Raw genomic sequence first — 12,747 nt, forward strand, 5'->3', positions numbered from 1 at the left:
GAGTCGAGCCGGCAGGAGTCAGCCCGCCCGAGGCGAGTGCAGCACCGCCTCCATCACCGCCTTCGCGATCGGTGCCGCCGTGCCGCCGCCGCTGATGTCGCCGCGCCGCGCCGACGCGTCCTCCACCACCACGGCGACCGCAACCCGCGGATCCATGTCGTCGTCGCCCTGCGCCCAGGAGATGAACCAGGCGTACGGAGTGCCCTGGTTGCCGATGCCGTGCTGCGCGGTGCCGGTCTTGCCGCCCACGGTGGCGTCCGGGATCGCGGCGTTGCGGCCGGTGCCCTCCTCCACCACGTCCGTCATCAGCTCCCGCAGCCGCACCGCCGTCGTCGGCCGCATCACCTGCCGCGCCGGCCGTGAACCGGCCGCCGACACCGTGCTCCCGCCGCTGCGTGTGGTCCGCTCCACGAGATACGGCGAGCGCACCTGCCCCCCGTTGGCCACCGCCGCCGCCACCATCGCCATCTGCAACGGCGTGGCCCGCGTGTTGTACTGCCCGATCGACGACAGCGCTCGCTGCGCCCGGTCCTCGGGCGCGTCGAACGTGCTCGGCACCACCGAGAAGGGGATCCTCAGCGTGGGGTCGTCGAAGCCGAAGCTCCGCGCCGCCGCCTCCATGCCCGCCGCGCCCACGTCCACGCCGAGCTTGGCGAACACCGTGTTGCACGACCACTCGAAGGCGAAGCGCAGCGAGGCGTCCCGGCAGCCCTCGCCCTCGTTGACCAGTCTCGCGGTGCTGCCGGGCAGCCGGTAAGGGTCGGGCGAGTCGGTCCGCGCGTCGAGATCCCGCACCACGCCCGCATCCAGCGCCGCCGCCGCGGTGATCACCTTGAACGTCGAACCCGGCGGATACGTCTGCCGCACCGCGCGGTTCAGCATCGGCTTCTCCGGGTCGTCGTTCAGCCGCGCCCAGGCCGCCGCCACCGCCGGCCCGTTCCCGGACAGCTCCGCCGGGTCGTACGACGGCGTGGACACCAGCGCCAGGATCCGGCCCGTCGTCGGCTCGATCGCCACCACCGCGCCCTTGCGCGTGCCCAGCCCGTCGAACGCCGCCCGCTGGGCGGCCGGGTTCAGCGTCGTCACCACGTCGCCGCCCGGGCTCTGCACCCGGGTGAAGCCGTTCCACAGCGGGAACCCGGCCAGCATCGGGTCCGTCCCCGACAGCAACTCGTCCTCGGAGTGCTCCAGGAACGCCGTCCCGTACCGCTGGGAGGCGAACCCGGTGACCGGGGCGTACAACGGGCCGTCCGTGTAGATGCGTTCGTAGCGCAGCTGCTCGCCGGTGTCCCGGGACCCCGTCACCGCGCGGCCGCCGACCAGGATGTCGCCGCGCGGCTGCTCGTAACGGGCGATGGTGGGGCGCCGGTTGGCCGGGTTGACGCCGTACGAGGGAGCCTGGAGCACCTGGAGCCATGCAGTGTTCACCAGCAGCGCCACCAGCAGCAGCACACAGAAGGCGGCGGCGTGCTGGATGTACCGGGTCACCGGACCGCCTCCCCGGGGGACCGCCCGCGGCTCACGGGGCCACCTTCCCGTCGTACTGCCGCCGCGCCACATGGCTCACCCGGATCAGCAGCGCCACGATCATCCAGTTGGTGACGACCGACGAGCCGCCCTGCGCCAGGAACGGCATCGCCATGCCGGTCAGCGGGATCAGCCCGGTCACCCCGCCCGCGATCACGAACACCTGGAGCGCCACGATCGAGGCGAGCCCGACCGCGAGTAGCCGCCCGAACGGGTCGCGCAGCGCGAGGCCCGCCCGGTAGCCGCGCTCGACGAGCAGCGCGTACAGCAGGAAGACCGCGGACAGCCCCGCCAGCCCCAGCTCCTCCCCGGCGGTGGCCAGGATGAAGTCCGACTTGGCCGCGAAACCGACTAGGATCGAGTGGCCGAGGCCCAGCCCGCGGCCGAGCACCCCGCCCGCCGCGAACGAGAACAGCGACTGGGCCACCTGCCCCGGCCCCTGTCCGGCCTCGATGGACGCGAACGGATGCAGCCACTCCGCGACCCGGCTGTGCACATGCGGCTCCAGCCAGCCGACGGCGACCGCCCCGGCCGCCGCGAGCATCAGCCCGACCGCGATCCAGCCGGTGCGGCCGGTGGCGACGTACAGCATGACGACGAACAGCCCGAAGAAGAGGAGCGACGTCCCGAGGTCCCGCTCCAGCACCAGCACGCCCACGCTCAGCAGCCAGATCGCGACCACCGGCCCGAGCACCCGCCCCGGCGGCAGCCGCGGCCACCACCTCCTGCCGCCCGTGTACGTCAGCGCGCCGCGGTTCGCGGCCAGGTACGCGGCGAAGAACACCGCCAGCAGCACCTTGGCGAACTCGCCCGGCTGGATGGAGAACCCGCCGACCCGGATCCAGATACGGGCGCCGTTCAGGGGCGGGAAGAGGATCGGCAGCGTGAGCAGGGCGAGCGCGGCGACCACACTGACGTAGGAGTAGCGCTGGAGCCACCGGTAGTCGCGCAGCACCAGCACCACCAGGGTGAACAGGGCCACGCCCAGGGTGGACCAGACCAGCTGGGCGGGCGCGGCCTCCTCGCCCGGCGTCTCCAGGTCGAGCCGGTAGATCAGCACCAGACCGAGCCCGTTGAGCAGCACCCCGATGGGCAGCAGCAGCGGGTCGGCGTACGGCGCCCGCAGGCGCACCGCGGTGTGCGCGAGCAGCGCCAGCACGCCGAGCCCGGCGCCGTAGCCGGCGGCGCCGGGCGGGACGGTGCCGTGCTTGGCCAGGCCGACGGCGCAGTAGCCGTACACGGACAGCAGGACGGCGAGGACGATGAGGGAGAGTTCGACGCCGCGGCGCCGGGGGAGACGGACGGTGGCCGTCGGTGCGGAGGGGTGTGGCGCGGAGGGGGGTGGCGCTGCCGCGGTGGGTCCGGCCTTGGTCATGTCGGGAACTTACCCAAAACCGGCATCTCGGGCCGTCGCGAGGGTCGGCGCCAGCGTGGCGCGTCAGCACCAGCGCGGCGCGGGCCCGATGTTGTCGATGTAGCGGGCCGTGCCCCAGCTCCAGGCGCCGTCGGCGAGGAGGTACCACAAGGGGTTGCCGTTCACGTCCTGCCCCGGCGTCTTGCAGTGGATCCAGACGACCTCCCCCTTCCGGGCCACTCGCACGACCGGGCTGCCGCGGTCCGGCCGGGCGCGCAGGGCCAGTCCGCCGCGGGCCGTGACCACTCCCCGGTAGAAGCGTGGGCCGTTGTCGGAGCCGTCGGCAGGGCCGTCGCTCGGGGGCTGGGTGGTCGAGGGCCGGGTGGTCGTGCCCCCTGGGGTGGTGGGGCTCGGGGTGCTCGTCCCGGCGGCCGGTGCGGTGTTTGCCGGGGTGGCGGTCGGGGAGGGGGCGGGGGTGTCGCCCGCGCCGTCCGTGCCGACGGCGCGGGTGACGGCGGCCGCGGTCAGCAGCGCCCCGGCGGCGGTCACCACGGCCAGCCGGGTGAGGAGGAAGCGAAGGGGCAGGGGCGGCATGGGAACCTCCGGCTGGGATGGTCGGGGCGTGGAGGGCTCGCGGTGAGCTTTCGGTAAGCCCGCGGTGGGCAAATCTGACTAACCGCCACATTAAGAGCGCCGCTCGCCGTACGCCTGCCTCACTGCGCCATCGGGGAGAGCGTCACCTGATGGGACGTCAGGCAAATGCGAAGGGGTGGAGAACCGGCCGTCAGGAGGGGCCCGTGTCCCCGGCCGCGGGTGTCTCCGGCGGACTCTGAGGAAGCGTCAGGGTCGCCACCGCGCCGCCGTCCGGAGCGTTGTCGAACTCCAGCCGCGCGCCCAGCACCTCCGCCTGCCCCAGTGCGATGGTCAGACCGAGACCGTGCCCGGTCGCCCCGCCCTCCGTGCGGAAGCGCTGCGGACCGTGCTCCAGGAGGTACTCCGGATAGCCCTCGCCGTGGTCCCGGACGCTGACCACCGGGCCCTCCACGGTCACCACCACCGGCGGCCTCCCGTGCTTGTGCGCGTTGGCCACCAGATTGCCGAGCACCCGCTCCAGCCGCCGCCGGTCGGTCTCCACGTACACGTCCCGTACGACCCTGATCCGGGTGTCGGCCGCCCCGGCGCCCCCGTCCGTGCCCGCCGCGCCCGTGGCCCCTGCCGCGCGCGCCGCCCTGACCGCCCGTTCCGCCACCGTGCTCAGGTGCTCGCCGTCGAGGTCCAGCCGCTCCCGCCCGGCGTCCAGCCGGGAGATCTCCAGCAGGTCCTCGGTGAGGGTGCGCAGCGCGGCCACCCGGTCGCGGACCAGCTCCGTCGGGCGGCCCGGCGGCAGCAGTTCGGCCGCCGCGTGCAGCCCGGTCAGCGGGGTGCGCAGCTCGTGCGCCACGTCCGCGGTGAACCGCTGCTCGGCCAGGAGCTTGCCCTGAAGCGACGCCGCCATCGAGTCCAGCGCGGCGGCCACCGCGGCCACCTCGTCCTGGGGGCGCGAGGCGTCCCGGGCCAGCGGGTCGTCGACACGCGCGTCCAGGTCGCCCGCGCTGATCCGCCGGGCCACCCGCGCCGTCGCGTGCAGCCGCCGTGACACCCGGGTCACCGCGAAGGCGCCCACCAGCAGCGTCGCCCCGATCGCCAGCCCGGACGACCACAGGATCGCGTTGTCCAGCCCGGCGATGGTGCGGGCCTGCTGCGAGTAGTCGACCTCGACGGCCAGTGTCCGGCCGTGGTCGGCGGGTCCGGCCGCCCACATCGTGGGCCGGCCGTGGTGCCGGTCCACCATCGTGCCGCGCTCGCCGCGCGCCGCCAGCCGCCTCAGCGACGGAGGCAGCCCCTCGGGGTCGACGCCCGCGCCCGGCAGCAGCGTGTCCCCGGACTCGAACGCGCTCGTGGCGTCCTTCAGCCGGGACAGCGCCAGCTCCCGCGCCTGCCCGACGGTCTGGTCGGTCACCGAGACGTGCACCAGGACGCCGAGGAGCGCGGCGAGCGCGCAGCACATCACCGTGATGAAGGCCGCGGACTTGACGGCGAGGGTCCCGGTCCACCGGGGCAGCGCGACCCTCATCGCCCACTCGCATGGGGGGTGACGGAAGGGCTGGGCGAGAAGGTGGCCGAGTCGGGGGTCGGGGAGGCGGCCGAGGCGCTGAGGCCGGGGGTCGGCGTCGGCCGGGGGACGGGGGAGCGCGACGCGGTGGCCGCCGGGGTGTGCGCACGGGTGGGCTTGTGCCGGCCGGTGCGCAGGAACTCGTCGCGGGAGAACACCATCGCCCGCTGCTCCGGGTCCCAGGCCCAGGTCGTGCGGTACTCGTACCCGGAGATCCCGGCCGGCGAGCGGATGATCACGGCCCGCCCGGCCAGCTCGACACCGATCACCGCGTCGTCGTTGGCGAAGACCTGCACGAGCCGGTGTCCCTCGAAGGTGTAGACGCGCACGGCCGTCTGGTTGGTGGGATACAGCCGGAAACCCAGCGTCATGTCGTCGCGCCCGTCGCCCGTGAGATCACGGTAGTACGGCCGCATGACGGGACACCGCTTACCCTGATTCCCGCTCTTGCCGCAGTCCGACAGCCGGACGGCCGTCTCGCCGTACGGAGCCTTCGCGGCCGTGTAGTCGTCCGGGTGCGCGGCGACCTCGGCCCGTACGACGGCCACCGGATCGAGCCTGCGGATGTCGTCGCCGGGTGCCGTGACGCCCTTCACCGTCTCGATCTGCACCTCGTCGTACGGCCACGCGGGGCTGGCGGCCGGACGCAGGGAGGGCCACAGCCGGGCCGGGCTGATCGCGGTCGGCGTGGCACCCGCGCCCCGCAGCCCGCCGGCGTCACCGCAGGCCGCCGCCGTGGCCAGCAGCAGCGCGACCAGGGCGGTGACGAGGGCGGAACGTCTGCGGAACACTGCTCTTCGGTGTCTCCGGTGGGCGAGGGCGGACTGGACGAGAGGGGCGGACCGGGCGTCGCACACCCTATTCGGTTTGTACGGAAGTCCTTTTTGTTCTTTGTTCGGCGGGCTTTCTTGTTCAGCGGCTCATCTCCCCGCCGGACGCGGCCGTGAAGCGCCGGTGAGGCGGGGCTGCGCAGAGCGTACGCACCGAAGGTAAAACGATTGTTCGGCGGACCGTCCCTGTTCCACGGTGTTGCTCGGCGTTCCCTCCCGGCTTCTTGCCGCGGGAGCGCCACGCCTGTTCCATGGTCATAGGGGTGATGGTGCATGAGCGGACCACGTCGACAGCCCGGCCGCCCCGGCCCCGGCCGTCTGCGCGTCATACCGAGCTGGAGCCACGGACAGGAGCGGCTCTACGTCTGCCATCCCGACGGGAGGAACATCGCCTGGTACGACCGGGAGGCCGCCCGCGTCCACCTGCTCAGCGTGGACGAGGAGGACGACGTACTGGACGCCCTGGGCCCGTATCTGACGGGCCCGGTCGCGGTGGGCCCGCCCCCGGTACCGACGGCCGCCGAACTCGCCCGGCTGAGCCTGCACCCCGACGACGACCTCGCCCCGAACCGCCCCGGCGAGGCCCTGCTGATAGCCCTGGACCGGGAACCCGGCCACGGCCCCACCCATCTCCTCCGCCCCGATCCACGCCGCCGGGCGCTCACCGCCGAACAGACGGTCGGTGACGCCCTCGACAGCTTGGACGGCGCCGGCTGGCGCGCCCTGCACTCGGTACCCCTGCCCGGCGGCGACCGCATCCACCATCTGGTGATCGGACCCGGCGGACTGTTCGCCGTCCACTCCGTGTACGCCCGCAAGCAACGGGTGCGGATCGACGACCCGATGGTCACGCTGGGCCGCCACGAGCCCGAGCCCCTGCTCCGCCGTGCCCGTGCCGCCGCCGACCGCGCCTCCTACGCCCTCACCGCCGAGGTCCACCCCCTCCTCGCCCTCACGACCCCGGCCGACCTGCGCCTCACGGCCCCACCGAGAGACGTCCGCATCCTGGACGACCAGACCCTGACCAGCCTGGCGAGCCTGGGCGGCGTCCTCAAACCGGCGGACGTGGAGGCCCTCTACGCGATGGCGAGGGACAGACACACGTGGGGGAGGGTGTAGACACGTAGCAGGGGGGCTGCCGCCGTTGCTGCGGGCCACCAGCTCAGGGGCTCACGGCAACTCGGCCGCACGCCCCACATCCAGCAGCGGCGCCAGCAGGTCCCCGTACCTCTCCACCCGCCCCACGACGTCCGAGGCCCGGAACTCGAGCCCTCCCGCGGCCCGGCACTCGGCGACCTCCTCCCACGACACCGGCGCCGACACCATCGGCACCTCCCGCGCCCGCAACGTATAAGGCGCCGCGGTCGTCTTCCGCGCCGCGTTCTGGCTCCAGTCGACGAAGACCTTCCCGGGCCGCAGACTCCGCGTCATCCGGTGCAGCACCAACCGCGGCATGGCCTTCTCGGCCTCCACGGCCAGCCCCTTCGCGTACTCGGAGGTCCGCTCGCTGGACGATCCGCGCACGGCGGCCAGCAGGTGCAGCCCCTTCGACCCGGAGGTCTTGGCGTACGCCTCGACCCCGTCCGCCGCCAGCCGCTCCCGCAGCCACAACGCCACCCGGCAGCAGTCCACCACGGTCGCCGGCGGCCCCGGATCGAGATCGAAGACCAGGCGATCGGCCTCGCCCGGGTCTCCGATCAGCCACTGCGGGGTGTGGAACTCGGTCACCAGATTGGCCGCCCACATCAGGCTCGCGAGGTCCTGCACCAGGACCATCCGCGCCGGCCCCTCCGACCGGGGCACCTCCGCGGTCGTCACCCACTCGGGCGTACCCGGCGGCACGTTCTTGACGAAGAAGACCTGTCCGTCCGGGCCGTCCGGATACCGAAGGAAGGACAGCGGCCGGTCCCGCAGATGGGGGAGCAGCACCTCGGCGATCGTCGCGTAGTAGTGCAGCACCTCGGCCTTGGTGAACCCGGTCGCGGGATACAGCACCTTCTCCAGGTTGCTGAGCGCGAGCCGTCGCCCCTCCACCTCTGTGATCGGCGCCATACGATAAGAAAACCACGGAACTCACTGCAAGCTATTGCAAACCGTCCCAAACCGATCCGGAAGGTGCTGCACGTGCGATCCATTTGGAACGGCGCCATCTCGTTCGGCCTGGTCAGCATCCCGATCAAGCTGGTGAACGCCACCGAGAGCCACACCATCTCCTTCCGCCAGATCCACACCGAGGACGGCGGCCGTATCCGCTACCGCAAGGTGTGCGAACTGGAGGACCGTGAGGTCGCGCAGTCGGAGATCGGCAAGGGCTACCAGGACGCGGACGGCACGATCATCCCGATCACCGACGACGACCTGGCGCACCTGCCGATTCCGACCGCGAGGACGATCGACATCGTGGCCTTCGTCCCGGCGGACCGGATCGACCCGCTCCAGATGGAGAACGCCTACTACCTGGCCGCCAGCGGCGCGCCCGCCGCCAAGCCGTACACACTGCTGCGGGAGGCCCTCAAGCGCAGCCGGAAGGTGGCGATCGCGAAGTTCGCGCTGCGCGGCCGCGAGCGACTGGGCATGCTGCGCGTGGTGGACGACGTCATCGCCATGCACGGCCTGCTCTGGCCGGACGAGATCCGCGCCCCCCAGGGCGTGGCTCCGGAGGCCGACGTCACGGTCCGGGACAAGGAACTGGATCTCGCCGACGCCCTGATGGACACGCTCGGCGAGGTGGACCTGGCGGACCTGCACGACGAGTACCGGGAGGCCCTGGAGGAGGTCATCGCGGCCAAGGCCGCCGGCGAGGCACCCCCGGAGACCCCCGAGCCGGCCCCCGGCGGCAAGGTCCTCGACCTGATGGCCGCCCTGGAGAACAGCGTCCGGGCGGCCAAGGAGTCCAGGGGAGAGGACGTGGGACGCCCGGAGGAAGCCGCCGAGGAGGAGTCGGCGGAGGCCGAGGTCAGACACCTCCCGCGCCGCAAGACCACCCGCGCGGCCCCCGAGAAGCGGCCCGCGAAGAAGCAGGCGGCCCCTTCGGCCAAGAAGACGGCGGCCAAGAAGACGGCGTCCTCGACGAAGAAAACAGCATCCAAGTCGGCCCAGCAGCCGAAGAAGACGGCCGCGACCACCAAGTCCACGACGAAGAAGCCCCCGGCGAAGAAGGCGGCGGCCCGCAAACGCACAGCGTGACCCACCGCCGCCCGCCCCGTCGCCCCGCCCCTACGCCACGCGGCGCAGGGCCAGCACGGCGTTGTGGCCGCCGAAGCCGAAGGAGTTGCTGAGGACGAGGTCGCCGTCGGCCGGCAGCGTGCGCGGTGCGCCGGTCACCACGTCGAGCCCGATCTCCTCGTCGAGCTCCGCGCACCCGAGGGTCGGCGGGACGAGCCGGTTGTGCAGGGTGAGCACGGCGGCGACGGCCTCGACACCGCCGGCGGCACCCTGGAGATGCCCGAGGTTCCCCTTGAGCGCGGTGACGGGCACCCCCCCGCCGGCACTCGCACCCGCACCCGCACCCGCGCCCCCGCCCTGGCCGAGCACGGCCCGCAGGGCGTCGGCCTCGGCGAGGTCGCCGTCCACGGTGGCGGTGGCGTGCGCGTTCACGTGGACGACGTCGACGACGTGCCCGCCGGCGTCCCGTACGGCCCGCCGCAGCGCGAGCGCGACGCCGCTGCCGGACGGGTCCGGCGCGGCCATGTGGTGGGCGTCGGCGGACAGCCCCCACCCGGCGGCCTCGCAGTAGATCCGGGCGCCCCGGGCGCGGGCGTGCTCCTCGGCCTCGAGCACGAGCACCCCGGCACCCTCTCCGTTGACGAACCCGGCGCGGTCCTTGGCGAAGGGCCGCGAGGGCGTGGCGCCGCCGTCCAGTCCCAGGTCGGACAGCGCCCGCATGGAGGCGAACGAGGCCATGATCGCCGGGGTGATCACCGCCTCGGCGCCACCGGCCAGGGCGACGTCGACGCGGCCGTACCGTATGCGGTCGATGGCCTCGCCGATGGCCTCGGTGCCGGAGGCGCAGGCGCTGGTCACGGTGCGGGCCTCGCCGTGATGTGCAGGTCGAGGGAGATCTGGGAGGCGGCCTGCGAGGGCACGGTCATGGGCGTGGTGAGCGGGGACACACCGCGAGGCCCCTTGTCCCGCAGCTTCCGGTCCCCGCCGACGAGCACGGAGGCGTCGCCGAGGATGGCCCCGAGGCTGACCCCGACCCGCTCGGGGTCGAGCCCGCTCTCCCGGGTCCCGCCCGTGGCGAACCCGGCGTCGCTCCAGGCCTCACGGGCGGCGAGCACCGCGAACTGCGCGGCACGGTTCATCCGCCGGGCGGCGGCCCGGGGCAGCAGCATGGCAGGGTCCACGGGCACGACCCCGGCGACCCGCACGGGCAGCTCCTGGAACTCCTCCCCCTCCAGTTCCCGTATGCCGTGGCGCCCGTCGAGCAGTCCCCGCCACAGCTCGTCCACGCCGACACCGAGCGGGGTGAGGGCCCCGAGCCCGGTCACGACGACCCGGCGCGGCCCGGCCCACGAGGGCTCGCGGGCCGGCCGCGAGTGGTGACGTACGACATACCCGGCCCGGTCGGCGTCGGCCGCCCACCCGCGTACGACGTCGTCGGACACGGTCTCGCCGGTCCTGTCGTCGAGATCCCGGTGCCAGACCCCCCACCGCCGCTCGTACGTCACCTCGACGCCCTCGGGGTCGACGGCCCGCAGCCGGGTCACGCGGTCCCCGTCCCGGAACCTGACGGCGTCCAGCCGCGGCGACGACACGGCCGGAACGGCGGCCTCGTCCACCCGCCGTCCGGCGACGACCACCTGCTGCTCCCGTGCCAGGACGGCCTCGCGGTCGATGCCACCCAGCGGCGGCCGCAGCGTGACCCGGATCGTCCCCGGAGACTCGGGCAGGGTGTGCATCACGACACACCACTGCTGCCGCTCGACCTCTTCCTGCGACAGGGCGACGAGGTCGCCGGGGACCACTTCGCCGGCGGTCACGGCGTGGGGATGGATGGGAGCTTTAGGCATCTCGGACGAATTGGGCATATCGGTGCTGCTTCCTGTGACCCGAGGTGTCGTTCGGCGGACCATCCCGAGTGAAAGGGACAAAAAGCCGAAAAACTATGGCGGCGGACACAGGGCTCAAAACTGGATGCCCGTACGGATACCCTCAATCCGCCTGAACAGCCGCCCGGTTGACCGATTCACCCAAGTTCGGGTGTGCGGCAGGTCACCCACCCTCAGCAGTCGTGCAGGCGAGCACTGGGCCCGGCCGTACGACAGGAGCCCGCGCCATGTGACTTACGGCACGTCAGTTGCTGCCCGCGACGGTGACCCCTGTGAGCGAGATCTCAGCCCTGAGGGAAGAACGCGACGGCCTGACGACTGATCCGCACTTTGAGCGCCACCGCCGTGTGCGCGGGGGCACCGGGGCCCGACCGATTGGGTCCATCGGGCCCTTCGTCAGGGAAACATGGCCCGCAGCAGTTCCGCCGTGGCGGTGTCGGCGGGGAAGAACGTCTCGATGGCGATCTCGTCCAGGGTCACGTCCCGGGGGAAACCGAAGACCGTGGTGGTGTAGAGGAGACTGAGGTCACCGTGGTCCGAGGAGAGCAGCAGGGGGACGACCAGGTCGCTGGCCACCGCCTCGTCGCCGTGGTCCCCGGGCACGGGGTAGGACGCGATCTCGGCCTGCAGGTCGGCCAGTCCCTCCACGGCGCTGCGGGCGAGTTGCCGTCGGGTGCGGCGCAGGACGTGAGCGCGCCACTGGGCGAGGTTCCGGATCCGCCGGGACAGCCCGTCCGGGTGCAATGTGGCCCGGAGGACATTGACCGGAGGCGTACGCAGCGCGGGCGGGAGGTCCGCCAGAAACAACATGGCGGCGCCGTTGGCGGTCAGCAGGTCCCACCGCGCGTTGACCGCGAGCGCCGGACTGGGCTCGTGGCCGGCGAGTACCGCGTCCACGGCGGAGCGGGCCGCGCCGAGATCGGCGAGCGGCCGTTCGCGGTGCACCGGCGCGAAACCCGCGGCCAGATACAGGGTGTTGCGGTCCCGCAGCGGCACATCGAGTTCGTCGCACAGCCGCTCGATCATCTTCCGGCTCGGTGTGGCACGCCCGGTCTCGATGTAACTCAGATGCCGCGTCGAGAGGTTGGCGGCCAGTGCCACGTCCAGCTGCGAGCGGCGCCGCCGTTCCCTCCAGTGCCGTACCAGCAGCCCGACCGGTTCCGTGGTGACCATGCACCGAGGCTGACGGACCGCGCGCGCGACGGCAATAACCTCGCAGGTTATCGACACACGGCGGCCACGACGCGCAGTGTCTCGTGGTGCGGCCACGGCTGCACCACCCACGAGACGAACGGAGCCGACCATGACCGAGACCAGCACCGAGACCAACACCGAGACTGCCGACGCCACCACCGCACAGCACCGGGCGACCGTCGAGCACTACGTACGCTTCTGGAACGCCGAGACCCCCGAGGAGCAGCGGCACCTCGTGTCGGCGACCTTCACCGAGGAAGTCCAGTACTACGCCCCGATCGGTGTCCTCAGCGGCCCGCCCGCCCTGATCGGCTTCCACGACGAGTTCGCGCAGCACATGGGCAAGGTCGCCTTCCGCCCCCGGCAGGAACCGGAGATCCACCACGACCGCGCCCGCCTGATGTGGCAGATCGACGCCCAGGACAAGACCCCGTTCGCCACCGGAACGGACATTCTGGTCTTCGCCCCCGACGGCCACATCACCACCATCACCACCTTCCTCGACCAGCCCCCGGAGGGCTTCGACCCCAACGCCCACCACCAGTGAGTCCGGGCGCCCGGGGCCCGGTCTGCCGAGTGCCGGCAGGTGACTGACGTGAACCGACCCTGTTGCACCGCGCGTTGATCGTGTGAGCGCAT

At 72.7% G+C, this 12,747-nt stretch carries 10 protein-coding genes and 1 pseudogene; 3 read left to right on the top strand and 8 right to left on the bottom strand.

The window, feature by feature from the left end:
- Positions 1–18: 18 nt before the first annotated feature.
- The 5 genes from IE318_RS20120 to IE318_RS20140 all read right to left on the bottom strand — a co-directional run bounded on the left by IE318_RS20120 (position 19) and on the right by IE318_RS20140 (position 5,824).
- Positions 19–1,488 (bottom strand): penicillin-binding transpeptidase domain-containing protein, encoded by a 1,470-nt coding sequence (locus IE318_RS20120; RefSeq protein ID WP_189902265.1) that lies wholly within the window; start codon positions 1,486–1,488, stop codon positions 19–21.
- A 31-nt stretch (positions 1,489–1,519) separates the two neighbouring features.
- Positions 1,520–2,902 carry an FtsW/RodA/SpoVE family cell cycle protein gene (locus IE318_RS20125; protein ID WP_030170358.1) on the bottom strand — a complete coding sequence of 461 codons (1,383 nt, stop codon included), beginning with the start codon at positions 2,900–2,902 and terminating at the stop codon, positions 1,520–1,522.
- Positions 2,903–2,965: 63 nt separating this feature from the next.
- The gene (locus tag IE318_RS20130) at positions 2,966–3,475 is read right to left on the bottom strand and encodes an SH3 domain-containing protein (protein WP_189902267.1); all 510 of its coding nucleotides are present in this window, start codon (positions 3,473–3,475) and stop codon (positions 2,966–2,968) included.
- Between the two features lie 190 nt (positions 3,476–3,665).
- Positions 3,666–4,994: an ATP-binding protein gene (locus IE318_RS20135; protein WP_189902269.1), complete on the bottom strand. Its 1,329-nt coding sequence runs from the start codon at positions 4,992–4,994 to the stop codon at positions 3,666–3,668.
- The gene (locus IE318_RS20140) at positions 4,991–5,824 is read right to left on the bottom strand and encodes a hypothetical protein (protein ID WP_189902271.1); all 834 of its coding nucleotides are present in this window, start codon (positions 5,822–5,824) and stop codon (positions 4,991–4,993) included. Before IE318_RS20140 ends, IE318_RS20135 begins: the two co-directional genes overlap by 4 nt.
- 312 nt (positions 5,825–6,136) lie before the next feature.
- On the opposite strand from IE318_RS20140, the gene IE318_RS20145 reads away from it, so the two are divergent.
- Entirely contained in the window at positions 6,137–6,982 is an 846-nt protein-coding gene (locus tag IE318_RS20145; RefSeq protein ID WP_189902273.1) for a nuclease-related domain-containing protein, read from the top strand.
- Between the two features lie 51 nt (positions 6,983–7,033).
- On the opposite strand, the gene ligD is transcribed toward IE318_RS20145, so the two are convergent.
- Positions 7,034–7,915, bottom strand: a complete 882-nt coding sequence (ligD, locus tag IE318_RS20150) for a non-homologous end-joining DNA ligase (protein ID WP_030170339.1) — start codon at positions 7,913–7,915, stop codon at positions 7,034–7,036.
- Between the two features lie 72 nt (positions 7,916–7,987).
- Here ligD and ku point away from each other — a divergent pair, with 72 nt between their 5' ends.
- Positions 7,988–9,049: a non-homologous end joining protein Ku gene (gene ku / locus IE318_RS20155; RefSeq protein ID WP_189902275.1), complete on the top strand. Its 1,062-nt coding sequence runs from the start codon at positions 7,988–7,990 to the stop codon at positions 9,047–9,049.
- A 30-nt stretch (positions 9,050–9,079) separates the two neighbouring features.
- Here the strand turns inward: ku and IE318_RS20160 are convergent.
- Positions 9,080–10,893, bottom strand: a pseudogene (locus tag IE318_RS20160) (beta-ketoacyl-[acyl-carrier-protein] synthase family protein).
- A 417-nt stretch (positions 10,894–11,310) separates the two neighbouring features.
- Entirely contained in the window at positions 11,311–12,087 is a 777-nt protein-coding gene (locus IE318_RS20165) for a helix-turn-helix transcriptional regulator (RefSeq protein WP_189902277.1), read from the bottom strand.
- A 130-nt stretch (positions 12,088–12,217) separates the two neighbouring features.
- Here IE318_RS20165 and IE318_RS20170 point away from each other — a divergent pair, with 130 nt between their 5' ends.
- On the top strand, positions 12,218–12,655 hold the full coding sequence (locus tag IE318_RS20170) for an isomerase (RefSeq protein ID WP_189902279.1): 438 nt from the start codon (positions 12,218–12,220) through the stop codon (positions 12,653–12,655).
- Positions 12,656–12,747 lie beyond the last annotated feature (92 nt).

It is taken from the genome of Streptomyces spiralis (genome assembly GCF_014654675.1).
GTDB lineage: Bacteria > Actinomycetota > Actinomycetes > Streptomycetales > Streptomycetaceae > Streptomyces > Streptomyces spiralis.